We start from the raw sequence: 22,693 nt of genomic DNA on the forward strand, positions 1-22,693 counted from the left end.
GGTCACCGGCCCGCCGGACGCAGCCGCAGCCCCTGCATCCCGCCGTCGACCGCGAGGGCCGTGCCGGTGGTCGCGCCGGACAGCGGGCTCGCCAGGTAGGCGATGGCGCCCGCCACCTCGTCCGCCAGGACGAGGCGGCCGGTGGGCTGGCGGGCCTCCAGGGCGGCCCGCTCGGCGGCCGGGTCGGGCGCGGCGTCCAGCAGCCGGCCGACCCAGGGGGTGTCGACCGTACCGGGGTTCACGCAGTTGACGCGGATGCCCTCACGGACGTGGTCGGCGGCCATGGCGAGGGTCAGCGACAGGACGGCACCCTTGGACGCGGAGTACAGGGCGCGCTGCGGCAGGCCCGCGGTCGCCGCGACGGAGCAGGTGTTCACGACCGCCGCCTGCGAGGAGTTCCGCAGGTGCGGCAGGGCGGCGCGGGTCGTACGGACCATGCCGACGACGTTGACGTCCATGACGTGGTGCCAGGCGTCGTCGTCGTTGTCCTCGACGGTGCCTCGGGCGCCGATGCCCGCGTTGTTGACCAGTACGTCGAGTCCGCCGAGGCCGGCCGCGGCGGCGGCGACGGCCCGGCGCACGGACGCGTCGTCGGTGACGTCCGCCTCGTACCCGAGCAGGGGCTGCGCCACGCTCGCGGGGTCCAGGTCGAGGACGGCGACCCGGGCGCCCCGGGCGGCGAGGAGCAGCGCGGTGGCCCGTCCGATACCGGAGGCGCCGCCGGTCACCAGGGCCTTGAGTCCTGCGAAGTCGTTCATGCCGCCCGCTCCTTCTGCTGCTTCTGCTGCTTCTGCCGTTCGAGATCGGCGGCCCAGAACGTGCCGTCCGGGAAGGTGAACTCGGCGACGGACTCCGGCCGCATGGCCGCCGAGAAGCCCGGTGCGGTGGGTGCCAGATAGTGACCCTTTCTGATCACCACCGGGTCCAGGAAGTGCTCGTGCAGATGGTCGACGTACTCGATCACCCGGTTCTCCGTCGTCCCCGACAGCGCCACGTAGTCGAACATCGACAGGTGCTGGACGAGCTCGCACAGACCGACGCCGCCGGCGTGCGGGCAGACGGGGACACCGAACTTGGCCGCGAGGAGCAGGATCGCGAGGTTCTCGTTGACGCCGCCGACCCGGGCCGCGTCGATCTGCAGGACGTCGATCGCGCCCGCCTGGAGCAGCTGCTTGAAGACGATCCGGTTCTGCACGTGTTCACCGGTGGCGACCTTGACCGGCGCGACGGCCTTGCGGACGGCGGCATGGCCGAGGACGTCGTCGGGGCTGGTGGGCTCCTCGATCCAGTACGGGTCGAACTCCGCCAGCGCCCCGGTCCACTCGATGGCCTCGTCGACGTTCCACCGCTGGTTGGCGTCGACGGCGATACGGATGTCCGGTCCGACGGCGGCCCGGGCCACCCGGCAGCGCCGTACGTCGTCGGCGAGGTCCGCGCCGACCTTCAGCTTGATCTGGGTGAAGCCGTCGGCGACGGCCTGGCGGGCCAGCCGGGTGAGCTTCTCGTCGGAGTAGCCGAGCCAGCCGGGCGAGGTGGTGTAGCCGGGGAAACCCCGCTCCGCCAGCAGCGCGGACCGGTCCGCCGCGCCCTTTCCGCCGCGGCGCAGCAGTCCGAGCGCGTCCTCGGGGGTGAGGACGTCCGCGATGTACCGGAAGTCCACCTGGGAGACGAGCCATTCGGGGGTGGCGTCGGCGAGCAGCCGCCACAGAGGTGTGCGGGCGTGCTTGGCGGCGAGATCCCAGACGGCGTTGACGACGGCGCCGATCGCCATGTGCATCACGCCCTTCTCGGGCCCGAGCCAGCGCAGTTGGCTGTCGCCGGTCAGGTCGCGGGCCAGTGAGCCCGGGTCCGCGCACAGCTCCTGGACCGACCGCCCCAGGATGTGCGGGCGCAGCGCCTCGATCGCGGCGACCTGGACCTCGTTGCCCCGCCCGATGGTGAAGGTGAAGCCGTGCCCTTCCAGGCCGCCTTCCGTTGCGTCGCCGCCCGTACGCAGGACGACGTAGGCGGCCGAGTAGTCGGGGTCGGGGTTCATCGCATCGGATCCGTCGAGCTCCCGCGAGGTGGGAAACCGGATGTCGTAGGTGTCGACCGCGATGACACGGGCGCCGGATGAGGACACAGAGGTGCCTTTCGGTCAGACGCCCCCGAAGGGGCGCGGGGCTGTGACATGTACGGCTCCGCCGCGTGGGCGCGACCAGCCACGACGAACCCGCGGCTGCACACCACGCCGAGGGGCCTAGTCCTGCGCACGGCCGGTCGTCACTCGGGCGATCATCAGGGCGACCAGGATGATCCCTCCGTAGATGGCCTGGATCCAGAACGACGGCACCTGCGCGAGGGTGAGCAGGTTCTGCACGACACCGAGCAGGAGGACGCCCGTCAGGGCGCCGAACATCGTGCCCTTGCCGCCGTCGAGGCCGATCCCCCCGATGACCGCGGCGGCGAACACCGTGAAGATCATGTTCTGGCCCTGGTTGGCGTTGATGGCGCCGACGTACCCCGTCTGCATCAGACCGCCGACCGCGGCCAGCGTCCCCGCGACGACGAACACACCGAGCATCACGCGCTCGACGCGGATCCCGGCCGCGCGTGCCGCGTCCGGGTTGCCGCCGATCGCGTACAGGGCCCGTCCCCAGCGGTGGTACTTGAGGACCAGGCCGGCCACGCCGAACGACGCCGCCGCCAGCCAGACCGAGAGGGGCACGGTGAGAAAGGTGGTGGTGGCGAGCGTGTAGAAGGCGTCGGGCATCCCGAACAGTGTCTTGCCCTCGGTCGCGCCGACCAGCAGGCCGCGCAGGACGATCAGCATCGCGAGCGTCACGATGAACGCGTTGAGCTTGAGCTTCACCACGAGGAAGCCGTTGAAGCCGCCGATGACCGCGCCCACGACGAGGATGGCGAGGAGGGCGACACCGGCGGGCAGTTCGGTGCCCCAACCGGACTGCGCGGCGGGCAGCAGCAACAGCGCGCCGACGGCGGGCGCGATGCCGACGACCGACTCCAGGGACAGGTCGAACCTGCCGGTGATGAGCACGAGCGACTCGGCGAGGACCACCATCGCGAGGGCGGCCGAGGCGCCGAGCACGGAGATCAGGTTCTGCTCGGTGAGAAAGGCGTCGTTGACGAACGCACCGAGCACGAGCAGCAGCAACAGCGCCGGTACGAGGGCGAGTTCGCGGGCCCTGCGCAGGAGTACGGCCCTGGCGTCGGCCTTGCCGCGCAGTGGTCGCGGAGAGCTGGGGGCCGAGGCCGACGGGGCCTTCGTGTCAGCCATCGTGGTCCACTCCTTCTATGGAGGCGATCAGCTCGTGGTCGCGCCAGCCCGCCGCGTGCTCGGCGACGACCCGGCCGTGGAAGAGGACCAGGACGCGGTCGCAGCGGCGCAGGTCGTCGAGTTCGTCGGAGACGACGAGGACGGCGGTGCCGTCGTCGCGGGCCGAGTCCATCCGGGCCAGCAGGGACTCCTTGGACTTCACGTCGACGCCGGCGGTGGGGTTGATCAGGACCAGCAGCCGGGGGTCGGAGGCGAGGGCCCTGGCCATGACGACCTTCTGCGCGTTGCCGCCGGAGAGGTCGGACACGGGCTGGTCGGGCCCCTCGGTGTGGATGTCGAGGCGTTCGATCAGCTCGCCGGCGACGCCGCGTCTGCGGCCGGTGCCGACGAACCCGTACCGGCCGAGGCGGTCCAGGACGCTGAGGGTGGCGTTGTCGCCGACGGTCATGCCGAAGACGAGGCCCTGTCCGTGCCGGTCGCGCGGTACGCAGCCGACACCGGCCCGCAGGGCGGCGGTGACGTCACCGAACGGCAGTCGCCCGCCCTCCAGCCGGGCTGTCCCGCCGGTCGGTGTGTGCAGTCCCGTGAAGGACTCGGCGAGCTCGGTCTTGCCGCTTGCGCTGGACCCGGCGAGCCCGACGACCTCGCCGCCGCGCACGGTCAGGTCGACGCGTCCGTACGCGTCCGAGGTGAGTCCGCGCGCTTCGAGGACGACGGGCGCGGCGGCGTCCACCTCCCCGCGGGCGGCCCTCTTCCGCACGGCGACGACCGACTCCCCCGCCATGGCCTCGACCAGGGCGGCGCGCGGCAGGTCGGCCACCGGCGCCGTGGTGATCCAGCGGGCGTCCCGCAGGACCGTCACGGTCTGGCACACCTCGTACACCTCCTGGAGGTGGTGCGAGATGAACAGGAAGGTGACGCCGGACTCCTGGAGCGCGCGCATCCGCGTGAAGAGGCGCTCGATCTCGCGGTTGTCGAGCTGGGCGGTCGGCTCGTCGAGGACGATGAACCGCGCGCCGAAGCTCAGCGCCCGGGCGATCTCCACCATCTGCCGGTCCTCGACCCTGAGGTCGGCGGTCCGTGCCTGCGGGTCGACGCGGACGTCCCAGGTCGCCAGGACCTCGGCGGCCTCGGTCCGCAGCCGGCGCCAGCTGATGAGGCCGCCGCGGCCCCGCGGCTGCCGGTTGATGAACAGGTTCTCGGCGACCGTCAGCTCCGGTACGACGGTGGGCTTCTGGTAGACGCAGGCCACCTTGCGCCGCCAGGCGTCCCGGTCGGTGAGCGCGGGCGCGGGCCCGCCGTCGAAGAGGACCGTGCCCTCGTCGGGGGCCTGGAGGCCGGTGAGGACGGTGACGAGGGTGGACTTGCCCGCGCCGTTGCGGCCGACGAGGGCATGCGACTCGCCCGCGTGCACGGTGAGTCGTCCGTCGGCCAGGGCGACGGTGGGGCCGTACCGTTTGACGATGCCCCGGGCATCGACGAGTGGAGTACTCATCCGACCGTGTTGCCCCACAGCCCGGGGTCGTCGACGTTCTCCTCGGTCACCAGCGGCGCGGGCAGCTGGTCCTCGAGGATGCCGCCGGGCAGCTCGACGATCTCCGAGTCGTGGTCGGTCGGCCCCGGCTCGAAGGTCTTCCCCTCCATCGCCGCCTTGATGTAGTACATGCCGTACTTGGCGTAGAGGTCGGCCGGCTGCGAGACCGTGGCGTCGATCTGCCCCTTGCGGATGGCGTCGAACTCCTGCGGGATGCCGTCGTTCGAGACGATCGAGATGTGGCCCTTCTCGCCCGCCTTCTTCAGCAGCCCCTTGGACTTGAGGGTCTGCAGCGTGGGCGCAAGGTAGACGCCGCCCGCCTGCAGGTAGATGCCCTTGAGGTCCGGGTCGGCGTTGAGGAGCGTGTCCAGCTTGGAGGCCGCGGTGTCGGACTCCCACTTGGCGGGGATCTCCAGCACCTTCAGCTTCGGGAACTTCTCCTTGACGCAGGCGCGGAAGGCCTCGGAGCGGTCGCGGCCGTTGACCGAGGCGAGGTCGCCCATGATCTGCACGACCTTGCCCGACGGGATCTGCTTGCCGAGGTACTCGCAGGCCTTCTCGCCGTACGCGACGTTGTCGGCGCGTACGACCATCGCGACCTTGCCCTTCTCGGGCGCCACGTCGACGGCGACCACGGGAACGCCCTTGCGCTCGGCCTGGTCGAGGCCGGCCGAGATCGCGGCGCTGTCCAGGGGGGCCACGACGAGGCCCTTCACGCCCTGGTTGAGCTGGTTGTTGATGTCGGTGATCTGCTGCGAGGGGTCACTGTTGGAGTTGACGGTCTTGAGGGCGTCCACCCCCTCGGACTTCGCCGCCTTCGGCACGTAGTCGTTGTAGGACTGCCAGAACGGCGAGGTCAGCAGGGGCAGGACGACCCCGACCTTGCCGCTGCCGTCGCCCTTGTCACCACCGGGGGCGGCGCTGTCCTCGGTGCTGCCGCATGCCGTGAGCGCGAGGGCGGCGCAGCAGGCCGCGGCCGCCGCCCGTACCGCCCGTGAGGTGCTTCGCCCGTTCCGGTACCGCACAGTTCCGCCGGCCATCTATCGGCTCCTCATTGAGCGTGATCGAGCAGGTGCCAGGAATATTTATCAGACCACTTCGCTCCCACAACACCCCTCGACCGCGTTTTTCCGCTGTTTTACCGTGTAGTGGTCGGACCACCTGAGTGGTTAGACTGCGGCGCACCCGGAGACGGCCCCGGCGACAGGAGGACACGGCGTGGACGAGAGCCTGCCCGAGGCGGCGGCCGCCGCGCAGACGGCCGCTCCGCCGAAGGGGACCGTGACACAGCGCGCCATCGACCGGATCAAGGCGATGATCGGTGAGGGCCGGCTGGAGCCGGGCGCGCGACTGCCCACCGAGCGGGACCTGGCGGCGCAGCTGGGCATCTCGCGCAGCTCGATGCGCGAGGCGATCCGGGCGCTCACGGTCCTGGGGGTGCTGGAGGCCCGGCACGGGTCCGGCATCTACGTCACGCAGCTGGAGGCCGGGGACCTGCTGGAGACCTTCGGGGTGGTCGCGGACCTCTCCCGCGGTCCGGGTCTGGTCGAGCTCCTGGAGGTGCGCAGGATCCTGGAGTCGACGGCGACGGCGCTGGCCGCCGCGCGGATCTCGGCGGACCGGCTGGCCGAGGTCGAGAAGCACCTGACGGCCATGAACGCCACGGACGACCCGGAGGAGATCCTCTCCCACGACCTGGCGTTCCACCGGGTGATCGTGGGCGCCGCGGGCAACGACACGATGGCGGCCATCCTGGACGGGCTGTCCTCCCGGACGTTCCGCGCCCGGGTCTGGCGCGGGTACCAGGAGGAGGGGGCGTTCGAGCGGACACGGCGGGAGCACGCGGCGATCCACCGTGCGCTCGTGGCCCGCGACCCGGAGGCGGCGCGGGCGGCCGCCGCGGCGCACGTGGGTGAGGTGGAGCAGTGGCTCCGGAGCCAGTTGGGGGCATGACCGGGCCCCGTACCACCACTCGTACCACCGACCACCGGCGTGCCGACCGCCGGCGTGCCGGGCCGGCGCCGCGCGAGGGGAAGCCCGTCTCCCCCTTGCGGTCGGCCTCCCCGGGGTATTCACGGCCTTGGGCATCAGTGCTCAGCTGACAGATGCGACAGCCGTGCCGTTACCGGGAGGGTTGTCACAGGCGCGCCGCCGACCCGTGGCCGGATCCACGGGTGCCCGGTGCCGCGCACCCCACACCCCTTCCCCGCTTCCGCCGTCGGCCGCCGACCGGTGCGCCTTCGGCATGCACCCTGCGCGAAGAGGGGACTTCACCTGCCTGTCAGCAACGAACCTCCGGATCTGGGGTGACTGAGGCCGGAACGCCGGTGACCGGTCGTCCACCGCGCTCACCACGCCGGCCGCGCAGGCCCGTCAGACCGGGAAGCCGGTCTCCCTCCGTGAGGAGTCGGACGGCATGGTCCACGAGGTCTGCCTCCGGTAGCACGGCCCGGCCCGCCGCACGCGAGGGAGCCGCGCCCGGCAGGACCGGGCGCGGCTCCCTCCCGCGTCATCACGCGGTCACCCGCAGGGTGTACCGCTCGGCGACGTCGTCACCCCAGGGCCGCTTCAGGTGCAGCTCCGGCCGCCCGTCGCCGGCCTCGGTGGGGCGCGCCCCCAGCACCCGGGTGCCGCCGGCGCCGGGCACGGTCTCCCGCGGCGGGACGGCGGTGCTGTCCGCCACCTCCAGGTCCCCTTCGACGTGCCGGACCGGCCACCGGTATCCGGTGGTGCCGTTCTCGGGCAGCGTCACGACCATGTCGTCGCCGAGTCGCACCCTGACGTCGCCGCCGCCTCGCGACACGTGCACTTCCGCCGTGGGACCGACCTCCCGGATCTCGGTCCTACCGGTGTACCGCCTGCTTCCGGGCCGTGGCCAGCCGGAGCGTGACCAGTTCGAACGGGCGCAGCCTCAGGGTCAGGCGGTTGCCGTCCCGTTCCGGGGCCGCGGCCTCGGGCAGCGGACGTTCCAGCAGGTCCGTCACCGTGACGGAGTCGATGTCGAAGCCCGCCGTGAGGGTGGCCCGGCTGCGGCCGCCCCTCGACTCGTGGAAGCGGACGACCACGTCGCCGCTGCCGTCGTCGGCGAGCTTCAGCGCGGTGATCACGACCGCGTCCTGGGCCACGGTGACCAGCGGCGCGACCTCGGACGCCCCGCCGAGGACCTTCCGCTCGGGCAGGTTGATCCGCCAGCCCTCGCGCACCGCGTCGCCGATCGCGGCGCCGGGCACCAGCGCGTGCCGGAAGCGGTGCACCCCCTGGTCGGTCTCGGGGTCGGGGAAGCGCGGGGCGCGCAGCAGCGACACCCGGACCGTGGTGGTCGTACCGCCGTCGTCGCGCACCGCACGCGTCACGTCGTGGCCGTACGTCGAGTCGTTGACGACCGCGACGCCCCAACCGGGCTCCTCCAGGTGGACGAACCGGTGGTTGCAGGCCTCGAACTTGGCGGCCTCCCAGGACGTGTTGGTGTGCGTCGGCCGGAAGAAGTGCCCGAACTGCGTCTCGGACGCGTACCGCTCGGCGTGCACGTCGAGCGGGAAGGCCATCTTCAGGAACTTCTCCGTCTCGTGCCAGTCGACCTCGGTGTCGATGTCGAGCCGCCACTCGCCCGGCGCGAGCGACAGCACCTGCGTGACCTTCGACGCCCCGAAGGTCCGTACGACCCTGACCGAGACGCCGTCCTCACCGGGGACGACCTCGTCGGCGTCGACCAGGTCGGTGACCGTGTTGCGGTAGAACTCGTCGACGTCCCAGGCGTCCCACATGTTGGGGAAGTCGGGGTGGATCTGCAGCAGGTTGGCGGCCTCGCCCGGTGCGAGGGTCTCGCGGTCCGCGGCGAGGTCGAACGCGGAGACCACGAGACCGCGGGCGTCGATCTCGATCCGCAGGCAGCCGTTCTCCAGCACGAAGCCGCCGTCCGCGCGCGGCACCAGCGTGCACTCGCCGCCGATGGCCGGGGTCCGCGCCCCGCCGGCGGGAACGCCGTCGCGGGTGTGCGGCGCGGAGTTGAAGGCGAGGGCGGTCGTGCCCTCGCCGGCCAGCGCCCGCTGGGCCGCGTCGATGATGCCGGTCAGCTCCTCGGCGACCTTGTCGTAGGTCCTGCGGGCCTCGCGGTGCACCCAGGCGATGGACGAGCCGGGCAGGATGTCGTGGAACTGGTGCAGCAGGACCGTCTTCCAGAGCCGGTCCAGCTCCTCGTACGGGTAGGCGGACCCGGCCCGGACCGCGGCGGTCGCCGACCACAGCTCGGCCTCGCGCAGCAGGTGCTCGCTGCGGCGGTTGCCCTGCTTGGTCTTCGCCTGGCTGGTGAGGGTGGCGCGGTGCAGTTCCAGGTAGAGCTCGCCGACCCACACGGGTGCGTTCGGGTACTCGGCCTCCGCCTTCTCGAAGAACGTCCCCGGGGCCTCCCACACCACGGTCGCCGAGCCTTCGAGGTCCCGCAGGCGGGCAGCCTTGGCGACCATCTCGCGGGTCGTGCCGCCGCCTCCGTCGCCCCAGCCGGTCGGCGCGAGGGAGTGCCGGGCAGCGCCCTTGTCCTTGAAGTTCTTCGCCGCGTGGGCGATCTCGCTGCCCTTCATCGAGCAGTTGTACGTGTCGACGGGCGGGAAGTGCGTGAAGATCCGGGTGCCGTCGATGCCCTCCCACTGGAAGGTGTGGTGCGGGAACGTGTTGGTCTGCGACCACGAGATCTTCTGGGTGAGCAGCCACTTGGACCCTGCCGCCTTGATGATCTGCGGCAGTCCGGCGGCGAAGCCGAAGGTGTCGGGCAGCCACGCCTCGTCGTTGTCGACGCCGAACTCGTCGATGAAGAACCGCTTGCCGTGCACGAACTGCCGGGCCATCGCCTCGGAGCCGGGCATGTTGGTGTCCGACTCGACCCACATGCCGCCCGCGGGCACGAACCGCCCGTCGGCGACGGCCTTCTTCACCCTCGCCCACACCTCGGGCCGGTGCTCCTTCACCCAGGCCCACTGCTGGGCCTGCGACATGGCGAACACGAAGTCCGGCTCGTCCTCCAGGAGGGCGGTCATGTTCGAGGTGGTCCTGGCGACCTTGCGCACCGTCTCGCGCAGCGGCCACAGCCACGCCGAGTCGATGTGCGCGTGGCCGACCGCGCTGATGCGGTGGGCGGAGGGCACGGCGGGGGCCGCCAGCACCGCCTCCAGGCGGGAGCGGGCCGCGGCGGCCGTGGCGCCCACGTCCTGCAGGTCGACGGCGTCCAGCGCCTTCTCCACCGCGCGCAGGATGTCCCAGCGCCGGGCGGACTCCACCGGCAGCTCGGCCATCAGCTCGCCGAGCACCTCCAGGTCGATGACGAGCTGCCACACCGTCTCGTCGAGGACGGCGAGGTCCATCCGCGCCAGCTTGTACTGCGGCTCGCTGCCGGCCGTCTCCTTGTCGCCCAGCTGCGTGGGCAGGAAGGGGTGGTAGTCGAGGATGACGGGGTTGGAGGCGGCCTCGATGTGCAGGCACACCTCCTCGCCGCCCGCGACGGGCGCGCCGATGCGCACCCACTGGTTGCGCGGGTTGAGGCCCTTCACGGGCGTCCCGTCGGGCCGGTAGACGAGGCCCTCGCACTGGAAGCCGGGCATGTTCTCGTCGAAGCCGAGGTCGAGGAGCGCCTCGACGGTCTTCCCGGCCCACTCCTTCGGCACGGTTCCGGTGACGCGGAACCAGCTGGTGCCCCAGGGAGCACCCCACCTGTCGCCGACCGCCACCGGGGACGGCGTGGCCGCCAGCCCCTCCTCGACGGGCACCGGCTCGCCGGGCGCGTTCCACACCGCCACGTCCAGCGGCAGGGACTCGGGGTACACGGCGGGTCGTATGCGCTCGTCGAGCACGCGCTTGAGGCGGGCTTCGACCAGGCCGCGGTCGTCATGCATGTGGGGTGCTCCGTAACTCCGTTGTGCGGGTCGTTGCTCTGTACCGGTGGTTACCGGTGGTCGGCGGTCACCAGGTATGGGTCAGGGTCGCGGGGTCCGACGCGGTGTAAAGCTCCCCAACGGCCCGCAGTTCGAACCGTGCCGCCGTCTCGCCTCCTTCCGGTGCCAATCCTGCAACGAAGAAGGCTCGCTGGGCGGTTCCGCCGAGGAAGCGCCGGGTGCCGTCGGGCAGGACCCGGTGCAGCGTGTAGTGGCGTACGCCGCCCCCGGTCGCGGCGCGCCAGGCGAGGCGCAGGTCGCCCCCGGAGGCCTCGGTGACGCGCGCGTCCACGGGCGTGCCCGGGCTCTGGGCGGCCTGGTCGCGTACGGCGAGTCCACCCAGGCGCCACTTCACGGCGCCGGTGCCGGTCAGCCGGACCCCGAGGGCGTGCACCGTGGCGCCGGCCGGGAGACCGGTCAGCCGTACGGCCGAGGTCTCCCAGCCGTCGCCGGCGGTGACCGGGAAGTACGTGTACGCGTACGGCTGCCCCGGACCCGGGGGCTCGGCGGTGGCGACGGCGAGCTCGACGGACACGTCGCCCGCGTCGGTGCGGTGGGTCAGCTCGACGACGGTGTCCTCGCCGGTCGGCAGGCGGGTCGCGTAGACGTCCAGCGTCGTCGGCGCCGTCAGGGTGCCGTCGACGAGGACGCTGCTGCCGCCGCGCCAGGCGTCCGCGAAGTCGAAGGTGACGGCCGGGTGCTGCCCCGTCGTGCGGGTCACCCAGCGCCGGGACGGCAGCCGGTCCTGGAGCCCGAGGTGGTTCCACGGGGCCGTCGACGTGACCTGGCCGTCCTCGTACCAGCGCAGTCCGTGTCCGGTGTTGAACGTGCTCGCGAACGGCAGGCCGGTGACCGTCGACCGGTCGGCGACGAAGACCGCGGGCGCCCGCCAGGTGTCGGTGGTGTCGGGACGGGCCGGATCGAGCGAGCGCCCGCTCCAGAACCGGTCGTCGGCGGCGTGGAAGTCGCCGGGGGTACGGGTGGCGGGCAGGTGGTTGCGGGTCCACTCGGGCCGGTAGAAGCCCACCGAGACGACGTGTGCCGAACTGCTCGGCACCATGGCGTTCCAGTTCACCGAGGAGTTGTCACCGTTGGACTCCACGTCGACGCCCGCCCACAGCTCGTAGCGGCTGCGGCCGAGCTGCTGGGCGGCCGTACCGGAGGAGGCCAGGCTGCCCGCCGACCAGCGGAAGTCGACGAACATCGAGTCGGCGGCCTGGAAGAACACCTTGTTCTGGTTGTTGAGCGCGCCCTGCCAGCTCACCGAGCCGTCGACGGTCATGGAGTCGTACCAGGTGACCCGCAGCCCCTTCGCCCTGCTCAGCGTCCTCAGCTCGGTGAGGAAGCCGAGCATGTCGGTGGCGAGCGCCGCGTTCCCGCCGCCGGTCTCGGCGTTGACGAACCAGCCGTCGAAGCCGTACGCCTCGGCGACCGCGACGAGCTGTGCGGCCAGCGGGTAGTGCCCCGCCGCGTCCTTCTGCACCAGGTCGCGCGTCCACTGCAGTTGGCCGCCGTACGCGGCGGGCGGCAGGAATATGTTGCCCAGGACGGGTACGCCGTGGCGGTGGGCGGCGTCCACGATCGGCGCGTTCGGCGCGAGGACCAGGCCCTCTCCGGAGGAGCCGCCCCAGAAGACCAGCTCGTCGACGTAACTCCAGTGGGTGAGCGCGTAGTGGTCGGCGGTGGCCGACCCCTGCGAGGGGTTGCTCGCGGTGGGACCGAAGGAGACGAGCGACTGGACACGGGCCTGGCCTGCGCGGGCCGTCGTGTTCACCGGCGTCGGCGTGAACCGCTCGGCGAGCGGCACGGAGGCACTGTTGAAGGCCAGGTCGGTGTCGGTGGCGGCGCTCCATGCCTTCAGGCTGCGCCAGGTGATGCCCGCGCCCGGTGAGCCCGACGGGAACGAGTCCGGGTACCAGTAGGAGGCGTACGGCTGGAGCGGGGCGGCGGCCTCGGCGGCCGGTGCCGCGGCCTTCGCGCCGGCGGTGGCGGGTGACGCCGGGAGCACGGCGGCCGCGGCGCCGGTGCCGGCGACGAGCAGGACGGTGCGTCTGGTGGGGTTCACGAGCAAGTATCTCCTTGTGGGAGTTCTTGGTGGGGTTACGGAACCTGGTCGGGGGTGACGACTTCGGTGATGCCTCGTGCGGCGAGGTGCTCCGCGTCGTTCGCGCGGGACGCGAGGACGGTGGTCGGTCGGGCGCCGTCGGCGGTGAGCCGGAAGAACGCCTCGAACACCGGGCCGCCGGGGGCGCAGAGCGAGCGCCGGGCGGGGTCGCCCGGCACGACGAGCGCCGTCGTACGGACCTTCGGCGCGGACGGGTGCTCGCGGGCCGAGCGGGCGGCGCGGGCCAGTGCCCGGGCGCTGTCCTTGGGCCGGCGCGCGTTGGTCAGCAGGCCGAGCCCGTACTCGAGTTCGGGGAAGTCGGCGAGCTCGCGGGACACGTCGTGGGAGCACCACCAGGTGACACCCCACAGGTCCGCGCAGTCCAGGGCGTTGGCGACGGTCGCCTCGGTGAAGGCGGCGGCGTGCTCGGCGGGGACCAGCGGTGCCGGGGCACCGACCTCCTGGAGCCAGACCGGGCGGGCCGGGTCGTCGGCCCACGCCTTGCTCAGTTCGATCAGGTAGGCGGCGTGGTGCTCGGTCGCGACGCCGGTGCGCCCGTGCCGCTGGGCCGTGCCGTTGAAGACCCAGGAGTGCACGGCCGTGACCGCGCCGCGCCGCGCGGCCTGCGCCGGGGTGAACGGCATGTCGTCCTGGTACCAGGCCGCGTCGTACTCCGCGTGCAGGTGCAGCCTGCCGGGGGCGCCCTTCTCGCAGGCCGTGAGCATCCGCTCCAGCCAGGCGTCGACCAGGTCGGGCTCCGTCCGGTCGGGGTCCGGGTGGGGGCCCGCCGAGAACTGGTTGACCTCGTTGCCCACGGTCATGCCGATGAAGTTGGGCCGGTCGGCGAGGGCGGCCGCGAGGGTCCGCAGGTACTCGGCCTGTCCTTCCACGACCTGTGGGTCGGTGAAGAGGTTCCGCCGGTGCCAGGTCTGCGTCCAGGCGGGGAGGAAGTCGAAGCTCGACAGGTGACCCTGCAGACCGTCCACGTTGACGTCCATACCCCGCTCGGCGGCCGCGTCCGCGACGGCGACGAGCTGTTCCACGGCGCGCGGGCGGATCAGCGAGCGGTTCGGCTGGAAGTAGGGCCAGATCGGGAAGACCCGTATGTGGTCCAGGCCGAGCGCCGCGATCGAGTCGAGGTCGGCGCGCACGGAGTCGAGGTCGAAGTCGAGCCAGTGGTGGAACCACCCTTCGCTGGGGGTGTAGTTGACGCCGAAGCGCACGGCAGAAGACATCCGGGAGTCCTGGTTCTGTGGTGCGTACGTGGGGGTTGTGCGGGCTGCCTGCCGTCGCTCCTCGGGGGCGCGGGGCTGTGACATCTGCGGCTCCGCCGCATGGGCGCGACCGGCCGTCGCCCACTCAGGGGCGCGGGGAACTGCGCGACCAGCCCTCACCGGCCCGCACACCCGGCAACCGGCCGCCGGCCGAGCCGCAGGTGGTCAACGGGGCAAGCGGCCCGTGGCCGCGCGCCTCACCCCTTCACCGCCCCCTCGCCGACCCCGCGGAAGAAGTACCGCTGAAGGCAGGCGAAGAGGGCGATCAGCGGCGCCACCGCGATGACCGTGCCCGCGGCGACCAGCCGTTCGTCGTTGGCGAAGGTGCCGTGCAGGTAGTTGAGGCCGATGGTCAGGGTGAACTTGTCCGGGTCGCTGAGCACGATGAGCGGCCACAGGAAGTCGTCCCAGGCACCCATGAAGGCGAAGATCGCGACGACGGCGAGGGTGCCCTTCACCGAGGGCAGCGCGATCCGCAGGAACCGCTGCCAGGTGTTCGCCCCGTCGACGAAGGCCGCCTCCTCGATCTCGTACGGCAGGTTGAGGAACGCGTTGCGCATCAGGAGCACGTTCATCGCGCCGATGCAGCCGGGCAGGACGACCCCGACGAGGGTGTTGTTCAGGCCCAGCTCACGCATGGTCGTGAACTGGGCGATGATGATGCCCTCCACGGGCACCAGCATCGCGAGGATGAACACCAGCGTGGCCGCCCTGCGGCCCCGGTAGCGCAGCCGGGCCAGCGCGTAGCCCGCGAGTGCCGCGCCGACGCAGTTGGTCACGACGTTGGCGGCGGCGACCTTCAGCGAGTTGAGGGCGTAGTCCCACACGGGGATGGTCCGGGCGACCCGGTCGTAGTTGTGCAGGGTCGGATCGTCGGGCAGGAACGTGGGCGGCGAGCTGAAGATGTCCTCAGTAGGACCCTTCAGCGAGGTGGAGAGCTGCCACAGGAACGGCCCGACGGTCAGCGCCAGGACGGCCAGCAACAGCAGGTAGCGCAGGGCGAGTTCCCACACGCGGACGCGCTTGCCGTGCTCGTCGGTGACGCGCCCGCGGCGGCGGGGCGCGTCCACGGAGGCCGGTGCCCCGGGCACCTTCTCGGCGACGCTCACGCGTCCTCCTTCCGGTCGGCGCGCAGCACGAGCAGCATCAGCGCGACGGTGACGACGAAGACGACGACGGAGATGGCGGAGGCGTAGCCGACCCGGCCGGTGAGGCCGGTGCCGGTGCGCTGGACGAGCATCACGAGTGTGGTGTCCTCGCCCGCGGGGCCGCCGTTCGGTCCCGCCATCAGGTACACCTCGGAGAACACCTTGAAGGCGGCGACCGAGGAGAGCGCGCCGACCAGCACCATCGTGGAGCGGACGGCGGGCACGGTGACCGTGAGGAAGCGGCGGACCGCGCCCGCGCCGTCCACGGCGGCCGCCTCGTGCAGCTCGCGCGGCACGTTGGCGAGCGCCGCCAGGTAAATGATCATGTAGTAGCCGAGGCCCTTCCAGACCGTGACGGCCATGGCGCTCAGCAGGAGCAGCCACTGGTCGCTGAGGAAGCCGATCCTGCCGACCCCGACCGCCTCCAGCAGCGAGTTCACCAGGCCGCGTTCGTCGAGCAGCCACACCCAGATGAGGCCCACCACGACGATGGAGGCGACGACCGGGGTGTAGAAGGCCGACCGGAAGAACGCGATGCCGGGGATGTTCTTCTGGACCAGGAGCGCGAGCAGCAGGGGCAGCAGGACGAGCGCGGGGACCACCCCGACGACGTACAGCGTGCTGTTGCGCAGGCCGATCCAGAACATCTCGTCGTGCAGCAGCTCCCGGAAGTTGGCCAGGCCCACGAACTCGCCGGGGACCAGGGTCCGGCGGTCCGTGAAGGCGTTGACCACCGTCGACACGAACGGGTAGAGGATGAAGATTCCCACGACCAGCAGTCCCGGCGCGGCGAACAGCCACGGGCTGGTGGGCAGTTGCCGGCGTACCCGTGCCGTGGTCCCGGAAGGGGCGGAGCCGGGGGGAGCGGTCCGGGCGGGAGCCCGCTCGGAGACGGCGGTGCCGGAAGAACGTGCCATGTCGGTCAGCCCTGCTGCTGGAGCAGGCGGTCACACGCCTTGACAGCGTTGTCGAGTGCTTCCTTCGGGCTCACCTTGCCCTGCAGCGCCTTGGCGACGGAGTTGCGCAGCTCGGTCTTCATCTGCTCGCTGAACAGCACCGGTGTGTAGTTGGCCGCGTTCTTCAGGGACTTGGCTGCCGCGATCCGCACCCGGGTCTCGTCCGTGCCGTCCTCCTCGGTGAAGTACGGGTCGTCGAGGGAACCGGCGGTGCTCGGGAAGATGGCGACCTTCTTGGCGAACGACATCTGGTTCTGCGCGTCGGTCACGAAGTGCGCGAAGGCGACCGCGGCGGGCTTCTTCTTGGTCTGGGCGTTCACCATGACACCCATGACGTACATGTTGACCTTGCCGGTGCTGGTGATCTGGTCGGTGATGCCGATGTTCCTGTAGAGGTTCGGCGCCTGCTTCTTGAAGTTTCCGAGGTCCAGGGCGCTGCCCGGGTTCATGGCGACGGCCCCGGTGAGGAACTTCTTGCCGGACGACTCGGGGGTCGCGGTCAGCGCCTGCGGGTCGAGGGCCTTGGCGTCGAACAACTCCTTGTACCTGGTGAGGAGTTCCACGCCCTTGGCATCGTTGAAGGCGAAGCCCGTGCCCTCCTTGTTCATCAGTTCGACGCCGTAGCGGCCGAAGTCCTCGATGGTGGGCACGTTCGCCAGGGTCGCGACCTTGCCGTCGCTCTTGTCCGCCAGTTCGAGGGCGCTGTCGAAGAGCTCGTCGTACGTCTTCGGGGGCTTCGAGGCGTCCAGGCCCGCCTTCTCGAACAGCGACTTGTTGTAGAACAGCGGGCCGGTGTTCAGGTACCACGGGAAGGCGTACGTGCCCTCCATGCCCGGTATCTGGTGGCTGGCCCACGCATCCGGCAGGTACTCCTTCTCGTACTTCGCGGCGGCCTTGTCGAGGTCCAGCGCGAGGCCCGCCTTGGCGAGCGGGGCGACGAGGTCCGGCGAGACGTTCACGACGTCGGGCAGGGTGCCGCCGGCCGCGTCCGCGCTGATCTTGTCGGCGTAGCCCTCGGCGGGCTGGTCGACCCACTTCACATGGGTGCCCGGGTACTTCTTCTCGAAGTCGGCGACCAGGCCCTCGAAGTACGGCTTGAAGTTGGCCCTCAGGTTCCAGGTCTGGAAGGTGATGTCGCCCTCGACCTTGCCGGAGGCGTCCGCGGACCCGCCGTCGTCACCCCCGGAGCCGCAGGCGCTGAGCGGCAGGACCAGGGCGACGACGGTGGCGGCGAGTGCTCTGCGGGGGATGCGCACAGTGACCGGGCTCCTTTGCGACGGTGTGGGTCAGGGGTGACGGGCAGACCTTGCATCCCGCACGGAGGGAAAGTCAATGGATTCCGCTGCGCTAAATTCATTAGCTCACCGTAGGAGCAGGTCAGAGCCGTCTGATCGACGTCTTGCAACAGATCACTAATGCGCTTTAGAGTGACGAAGCTCAAGCGCTTTAGTACAGAGCACCATTGAGCAGGACATCAGCGAAACAGGGGGCGAGTTGCCAGCCAAGCGGTCTCCCGCACGCCGGCCGACGATGAAGGACATCGCGCAGCGCGCCGGGGTCTCCGAGAGCGCGGTCTCCTTCGCGCTCAACGACCGGCCCGGGGTTTCCGAGATCACCCGGGACCGGGTGCGCCGGGTCGCCGAACAGCTCGGGTGGCGGCCCAGTGCGGCCGCGCGGCAGCTGTCCGGCGAGGGCGCGGCGACGGTCGGTCTCGTCCTGGCCAGGCCCGCGGACACCCTCGGCGTGGACTCCTTCTTCCTGCAGCTCATCTCGGGCGTCCAGGAGGTCCTGGCGGAGCGTCACCTCGGGCTGCTCTTCCAGGTGGTCGAGGACGTCGACGACGAGTGCGCGGTGTACCGGCGCTGGTGGGCCGAGCACCGGGTCGACGGGGTGATGGCCGTCGACCCCCGCACGGACGATCCGCGCCCCGGCCTGCTCGACGAGCTGGGCCTGCCGGCGGTGGTCATCGGCGGTGCGCCGGACGCGCGGCATCCGGGGCTCTCCACGGTCTGGGCGGACGACGCGGGCGCGATGGCGGCCGTCGTGGGCCGGCTGTACGAGCTGGGGCACCGCCGGATCGTGCACATCGCGGGGCTGCCCGGTCTCGCGCACACCGAGCGGCGGATCCGGACGCTGCGCGCGGAGGCCGACCGGCGCGGGCTGACCGAGGTCCGCTCGGTGACCACGGACTATTCCGACGCGGAGGGTGCGGCGGTCACGCGCCGCGTCCTGGAGAGGGGTGTGCCGGCGGGTGGTTCGCCGCCGACCGCGCTCGTCTACGACAACGACGTGATGGCCGTCGCCGGGGTCGCCGCCGCGACGGAGCTGGGCTTCTCCGTACCGGGTGACGTGTCGGTCGTCGCCTGGGAGGACTCGGCGCTGTGCCGCATGGTCAAGCCGTGGCTGTCGGCGCTGTCCCGCGACACGGTGGAGTTCGGCCGGACCGCGGCGCAGGAACTGACGGCGCTGCTGGACGGGGGGCCCGCGCGGGCGGTGGGGGTGCCGGTGCCGACGCTGATCGAACGCGACAGCACGGGGCCCTGCGGGGCCTGAACCGGGAGGGCCTGAACCGGGAGGGACGGGAGCGGTCGGCCGCTCGACGAGCTCGCGCATCTGCACGGCGGTCACACTCGCGGCGTCATCACCCGGTGTCAGGCGCAGAACGTCCAGCGGTGGGGTGTGCGCGTCGGGCCACAACCAGCGGGTGTGCGCGTCGGGCCACAACCAGCGGGTGAGGTCGGCGGGCCACAACCAGCGGGTGAGGTCGGCGGGCCACAACCAGCGGGTGAGGTCGGCGGCCAGGACCAGCCGGTCTGCGGCCAGGGCGTCGCAGAGCCCGTCGTGCTCGCGCCGGTGTTCACCCACCGGTCACGCGTTCAGCCGGTTCGCCCGGCCTCCGCCAGATACGCGGCCAACCGCACGCGGTATGCCTGTTGACCTGTTTCGGCGCGGGTGCGCAGCTCATCGATCCGGCCGTGCTCGACGAGCAGGCCGGCCTGGGCCTCGGCCAGTTCGTCGACGGCGAACCGGTGATCGGGGTCGGCCATGGCGTGGTCGAAGACCCGCACGGCCTCGTCGGTACGGCCCTGCGCGGCCAGCAGTGCGGCGAGTTGTCGTGGAGCGGGACCTCGGGTCCGCAGCACTCTGATCGCATCCTCGGCGCGGCCCTGTTCGTCCAGGAGCCGCGCCACGTCGAGAGAGGCCGTGGAGGTCTTTTCGTACGGGTTGTGCCGCCTGGACTCCAGGGCGCTCAGGGCCTGGTCCGCGCGCCCCTGCTCCACCAGGAGTTTGATCAGGAAGTCGTGGGCGTGCTGCTCGTCGGCCTCGACGCATTCCTGCATCACGGCGATCGCCTCGTCGACGCGTCCCTGTCCGGCCAGCGCGTGGGACAGCACGAAGCCATGAACGCCGAGTGCCCGCAACTCCTCGATCCGGCCGTGCTCGGCGAGGACGCCCGTGACCAGAGTGCGGGCGTAGGGGCAGCTGCTGTCGTCGGCCATCGTCCGTACTTCCTCCACACGGCCCTGGACGAGGAGCAGATGGACCAGCAGGTGCCGTTCGGTGTAATCGCTCTCCTCCAGGCGTGCCTGGAGGAAGGTGATGGCCTCCTCGGTCCGCTCCTGCGCGCGGAGCAGTTCGATCAGCTGGTCGAGGGCGTCCTTCTCCTGGATCTCCAGGCGCACCTTCATCACGGCGACCGCCGCTTCAAGGCCGTCCTGCCCGGCCGTCGTGTCGGCCAGCACGTCGGACAGCAGGCGTTCCAGACGCTTGTTCCCGGTGCCGGCGAGTGCCCGAAGCTGCTCGATACCGCCCTGCTCGGCATAGATCTCCGCCAGCCGTGCGCGGGCCTGCACCGTACCGGTCCGGGCCGCCGAACGCAGCTCCTCGATCCGGCCCTCGTCAAGCAGCTCCTGGACGTGCTGCCGGGCCCACTCGTCGTAGCTCTTCCGCTCGGGGAACCAGCGGCCCCAGTCGACACTGGCCTGCCCGCCACGCTCCCGCCCGGCCGGCCCCGTGGCGGCCCGGCGATCCGACCCGCCCCCCTCACCCATCCGCACTTCGCTCATCCCCGAAGTTTCCGCCCGCCGACCGCTTCCCACCAGACCGCGCAGGATGCAGGACCGGACGCGTTACGAGTTGCGGAATGCCGGCGGAGAACCAGGCAGTTGCCGTCATGCTCCGGACAGCCCGTCAGTGGTGGCCCAGCACGTTGACCACCCGGCCATTGGGGTCACGGACGAAGAACCGGCGCACTCCCCACTTCTCGTCCTGCAAGGGGTGCACGATCTCCGCACCGCTCTCCCGCATGACCGCATAAGCCGCGTCCACATCGTCCACCTCGACACTCATGTCGGGCGTGACCGGCGCGGTCTTGTCGCCGGACATGAAACTGACCTGCGCCCCCGGACTCGACGAGGAAGCGAGCGTCATGATCCAGCCGTGATTCATGACCTCTTCGAATCCGAGCAGACCGTAGAACTCCCGGCTCTCCTCCACAGCCTCCGACTGAACATTGGGGACGACACGGCGAACGGCCATCGACAACTCCGAGCGAGAGACGTGTTTTGCGGCTCTCCAGAATTACTACGCCGCACCAGCCACCGCACGCACTTTCGATACACGCGCCGGCCGCGAGGTCTCATGACGGTCCGCACGTGCTCGCCTCACGAGCCAGGACACGAAGTCGTGGGTGCCGGGCGATGGTGATGCGGTCGGCTGCGGTGTCGGAACCCGCGTTTTCCTGGTCCGAGGAGGGCGGCGTCGAGGCCGACCGTGACCTGTCCGTCGGCGTCCGGGCCGACGACGGCCGGCCCGGCCCGCGGCGTCGCCACGCCCGCGAGGCGGTCCCCGCCCGGTGCGACCACCGGGGCCGATGTCCTCGGCCGGGAGCGACGCAGCGGATCCGCAGGCACTACGGACCTCGACTGGACGGCCCTCACCGGGGCACAGTCGTCTTCGAACGCCAGAACACAGCAACGTTCCCCGAGGAGCCGACGTGACCAGCTGGGCCGGACGGACCGCCGTCGAGATCGCCGCCGCCGTACGCGAGGAGCGGGTCACACCCCGCGAGGTGGTGGCCGAGCACCTCGCGCGGATCGAGCTGCTCGACGTGCGCGTGGGCGCCTTCCGCCGGCTGCGTACGGCGGACGCGCTCGCCGAGGCGGACGAGGTGGCGGCCCGCCCGGACCTCGCCGGGCTCCCCCTCGCGGGTGTGCCGGTGGCGGTCAAGGACAACCTGGCCGTACGCGGCGAGTCCACCCGCAACGGCAGTGCGGCGAGCCCGGACACCCCGGCCGGCGAGGACCACGTCACGGTGGCCCGGCTGCGCGCGGCGGGCGCCGTCGTCGTCGGTCTGACCAACGTGCCCGAACTCTGCGTCTTCGGCACCACGGACGGCGTGCACGGCACGGCCCGCAACCCGTGGGACACCACGCGCACGGCGGGCGGTTCCTCCGGGGGCAGCGCGGCCGCGGTCGCCGCCGGCATGGTGCCGCTGGCCCTGGGCAACGACGGCATGGGCTCGCTGCGGATACCCGCCGCCAACTGCGGCCTGATAGGCCTCAAACCGGGACACGGCACGGTTCCGGCGGGCATCGGCCACGGCGACTGGTTCGGCATGTCCGAGAACGGACCACTGGCGACGACGGTCGAGGACGCCCGCCTGATGCTCGCGGTACTGGCCGCCACGGACGCCGTACGTACGGATGCCGTACACGCGGACGCCCTACATGCGGACGCCGTGCGCGCCGGGGAGCCCGGCGCCCTCTCGGTCGCCGTCTCCGTGCGCAGTCCGCTGCCCGGGGTCACCGTCTCCCGGCCCTACGTGGACACGGCCCGTACGGCGGCCGGGGCGCTGGCCGGCGCGGGGCACCGGGTCCGGCGTGCGGACCCGCCGTATCCGGTGTGGCTGGGGACGACCTCACTGGCGCACTGGACCGCGGGGACGGCGATGGACGCGGAAGGGCTCGATCCGCGGCGGCTGACGCGGCGGACCCGGGTGCACGCGGGCGTGGGGCGGCGGTTCGTCGACTCGGTACGCACCGGTGTGCGCCGGCAGCAGCTGCGGGAGCGGCTGGCGCCCTTCTTCGAGGAGCACGAGGTGCTGCTCACTCCGGCGCTGGCCCGGCGGGGGCCGGCCGCGGCGCAGTGGCACAAGCGGGGCTGGCTGCCGAACCTGCTGGTCAACACCAACTACTCGCCGTTCACGCCGCCGTGGAACCTGACGGGGTGGCCGGCGATGGTGGTGCCGTTCGGGACGCTGCCGTCCGGGTTGCCGGGCGCGGTCCAGCTGGTGGGGCGACCCGGGAGCGAGACGGTGCTGCTGGGGCTGGCGGCTCAGCTGGAGGAGCTGCGCCCCTGGACGCGGACGGCTCCGCTGGGCGTCGTGCAGGAGGGGGCGTAGACCGGCCGCGGATGCCAGGAGGGATCGTGGACCGGCCGCGGGTGCCGACAGGAGTCGTGGACCGGCCGCGGGTGCG

General features: G+C 71.6%; 17 protein-coding genes. 3 read left to right on the forward strand and 14 right to left on the reverse strand.

The features are described from left to right. Positions 1 to 2: 2 nt before the first annotated feature. From QFZ75_RS04930 to QFZ75_RS04950, 5 genes are all read right to left on the reverse strand, one after another. Positions 3 to 758, reverse strand: a complete 756-nt coding sequence (locus QFZ75_RS04930; RefSeq protein ID WP_307534141.1) for an SDR family NAD(P)-dependent oxidoreductase — start codon at positions 756 to 758, stop codon at positions 3 to 5. Then, on the reverse strand, positions 755 to 2,122 hold the full coding sequence (locus tag QFZ75_RS04935) for an L-fuconate dehydratase (RefSeq protein WP_307534143.1): 1,368 nt from the start codon (positions 2,120 to 2,122) through the stop codon (positions 755 to 757). Before QFZ75_RS04935 ends, QFZ75_RS04930 begins: the two co-directional genes overlap by 4 nt. 117 nt (positions 2,123 to 2,239) lie before the next feature. Beyond that, complete coding sequence (locus QFZ75_RS04940) at positions 2,240 to 3,277, reverse strand: ABC transporter permease (protein ID WP_307534145.1); 1,038 nt, start codon at positions 3,275 to 3,277, stop codon at positions 2,240 to 2,242. After that, complete coding sequence (locus QFZ75_RS04945) at positions 3,270 to 4,772, reverse strand: sugar ABC transporter ATP-binding protein (RefSeq protein ID WP_307534147.1); 1,503 nt, start codon at positions 4,770 to 4,772, stop codon at positions 3,270 to 3,272. The genes QFZ75_RS04940 and QFZ75_RS04945 overlap by 8 nt, the downstream gene beginning before the upstream one ends. Next, on the reverse strand, positions 4,769 to 5,851 hold the full coding sequence (locus tag QFZ75_RS04950; RefSeq protein WP_307534149.1) for a sugar ABC transporter substrate-binding protein: 1,083 nt from the start codon (positions 5,849 to 5,851) through the stop codon (positions 4,769 to 4,771). The genes QFZ75_RS04945 and QFZ75_RS04950 overlap by 4 nt, the downstream gene beginning before the upstream one ends. A 178-nt stretch (positions 5,852 to 6,029) precedes the next feature. On the opposite strand from QFZ75_RS04950, the gene QFZ75_RS04955 reads away from it, so the two are divergent. After that, entirely contained in the window at positions 6,030 to 6,764 is a 735-nt protein-coding gene (locus QFZ75_RS04955) for a FadR/GntR family transcriptional regulator (RefSeq protein ID WP_307534151.1), read from the forward strand. A 559-nt stretch (positions 6,765 to 7,323) separates the two neighbouring features. Here the strand turns inward: QFZ75_RS04955 and QFZ75_RS04960 are convergent. The 7 genes from QFZ75_RS04960 to QFZ75_RS04990 all read right to left on the reverse strand — a co-directional run bounded on the left by QFZ75_RS04960 (position 7,324) and on the right by QFZ75_RS04990 (position 17,470). After that, on the reverse strand, positions 7,324 to 7,614 hold the full coding sequence (locus tag QFZ75_RS04960; RefSeq protein WP_307534153.1) for a protease inhibitor I42 family protein: 291 nt from the start codon (positions 7,612 to 7,614) through the stop codon (positions 7,324 to 7,326). Positions 7,615 to 7,654: 40 nt separating this feature from the next. Beyond that, positions 7,655 to 10,693 carry a glycoside hydrolase family 38 C-terminal domain-containing protein gene (locus QFZ75_RS04965; RefSeq protein WP_307534154.1) on the reverse strand — a complete coding sequence of 1,013 codons (3,039 nt, stop codon included), beginning with the start codon at positions 10,691 to 10,693 and terminating at the stop codon, positions 7,655 to 7,657. A gap of 67 nt (positions 10,694 to 10,760) precedes the next feature. Then, positions 10,761 to 12,797, reverse strand: coding sequence for an endo-beta-N-acetylglucosaminidase (locus tag QFZ75_RS04970; RefSeq protein ID WP_307534156.1), 2,037 nt, complete (start codon positions 12,795 to 12,797; stop codon positions 10,761 to 10,763). Between the two features lie 35 nt (positions 12,798 to 12,832). Further along, entirely contained in the window at positions 12,833 to 14,071 is a 1,239-nt protein-coding gene (locus QFZ75_RS04975; RefSeq protein WP_307534158.1) for a cellulase family glycosylhydrolase, read from the reverse strand. A 236-nt stretch (positions 14,072 to 14,307) separates the two neighbouring features. Continuing rightward, positions 14,308 to 15,219 (reverse strand): carbohydrate ABC transporter permease, encoded by a 912-nt coding sequence (locus QFZ75_RS04980; RefSeq protein WP_373465808.1) that lies wholly within the window; start codon positions 15,217 to 15,219, stop codon positions 14,308 to 14,310. Then, positions 15,216 to 16,175: a carbohydrate ABC transporter permease gene (locus QFZ75_RS04985; RefSeq protein WP_307534159.1), complete on the reverse strand. Its 960-nt coding sequence runs from the start codon at positions 16,173 to 16,175 to the stop codon at positions 15,216 to 15,218. The genes QFZ75_RS04980 and QFZ75_RS04985 overlap by 4 nt, the downstream gene beginning before the upstream one ends. A 5-nt stretch (positions 16,176 to 16,180) precedes the next feature. After that, positions 16,181 to 17,470 (reverse strand): ABC transporter substrate-binding protein, encoded by a 1,290-nt coding sequence (locus QFZ75_RS04990; protein ID WP_307534160.1) that lies wholly within the window; start codon positions 17,468 to 17,470, stop codon positions 16,181 to 16,183. A gap of 238 nt (positions 17,471 to 17,708) precedes the next feature. Here QFZ75_RS04990 and QFZ75_RS04995 point away from each other — a divergent pair, with 238 nt between their 5' ends. Continuing rightward, positions 17,709 to 18,767, forward strand: coding sequence for a LacI family DNA-binding transcriptional regulator (locus QFZ75_RS04995; RefSeq protein ID WP_307534161.1), 1,059 nt, complete (start codon positions 17,709 to 17,711; stop codon positions 18,765 to 18,767). Positions 18,768 to 19,090: 323 nt separating this feature from the next. Here the strand turns inward: QFZ75_RS04995 and QFZ75_RS05000 are convergent, their stop codons facing one another. Beyond that, the gene (locus QFZ75_RS05000) at positions 19,091 to 20,281 is read right to left on the reverse strand and encodes a hypothetical protein (protein WP_307534163.1); all 1,191 of its coding nucleotides are present in this window, start codon (positions 20,279 to 20,281) and stop codon (positions 19,091 to 19,093) included. Between the two features lie 124 nt (positions 20,282 to 20,405). Then, entirely contained in the window at positions 20,406 to 20,753 is a 348-nt protein-coding gene (locus QFZ75_RS05005; protein WP_307534165.1) for a VOC family protein, read from the reverse strand. A 457-nt stretch (positions 20,754 to 21,210) separates the two neighbouring features. Here QFZ75_RS05005 and QFZ75_RS05010 point away from each other — a divergent pair, with 457 nt between their 5' ends. Beyond that, positions 21,211 to 22,617 carry an amidase gene (locus QFZ75_RS05010; RefSeq protein WP_307534166.1) on the forward strand — a complete coding sequence of 469 codons (1,407 nt, stop codon included), beginning with the start codon at positions 21,211 to 21,213 and terminating at the stop codon, positions 22,615 to 22,617. Positions 22,618 to 22,693 lie beyond the last annotated feature (76 nt).

Source organism: Streptomyces sp. V3I8 (assembly GCF_030817535.1).
In the GTDB taxonomy this organism is placed as follows: Bacteria; Actinomycetota; Actinomycetes; order Streptomycetales; family Streptomycetaceae; genus Streptomyces.

Bases quoted from the DNA above. Each gene is read 5' to 3' on its own strand.
- QFZ75_RS04930 (WP_307534141.1), bottom strand. From the start codon at position 758: ATGAACGACTTCGCAGGACTCAAGGCCCTGGTGACCGGCGGCGCCTCC.
- QFZ75_RS04940 (WP_307534145.1), bottom strand. From the start codon at position 3,277: ATGGCTGACACGAAGGCCCCGTCGGCCTCGGCCCCCAGCTCTCCGCGA.
- QFZ75_RS04945 (WP_307534147.1), bottom strand. From the start codon at position 4,772: ATGAGTACTCCACTCGTCGATGCCCGGGGCATCGTCAAACGGTACGGC.
- QFZ75_RS04950 (WP_307534149.1), bottom strand. From the start codon at position 5,851: ATGGCCGGCGGAACTGTGCGGTACCGGAACGGGCGAAGCACCTCACGG.
- QFZ75_RS04965 (WP_307534154.1), bottom strand. From the start codon at position 10,693: ATGCATGACGACCGCGGCCTGGTCGAAGCCCGCCTCAAGCGCGTGCTC.
- QFZ75_RS04975 (WP_307534158.1), bottom strand. From the start codon at position 14,071: ATGTCTTCTGCCGTGCGCTTCGGCGTCAACTACACCCCCAGCGAAGGG.
- QFZ75_RS04985 (WP_307534159.1), bottom strand. From the start codon at position 16,175: ATGGCACGTTCTTCCGGCACCGCCGTCTCCGAGCGGGCTCCCGCCCGG.
- QFZ75_RS05000 (WP_307534163.1), bottom strand. From the start codon at position 20,281: ATGAGCGAAGTGCGGATGGGTGAGGGGGGCGGGTCGGATCGCCGGGCC.
- QFZ75_RS05005 (WP_307534165.1), bottom strand. From the start codon at position 20,753: ATGGCCGTTCGCCGTGTCGTCCCCAATGTTCAGTCGGAGGCTGTGGAG.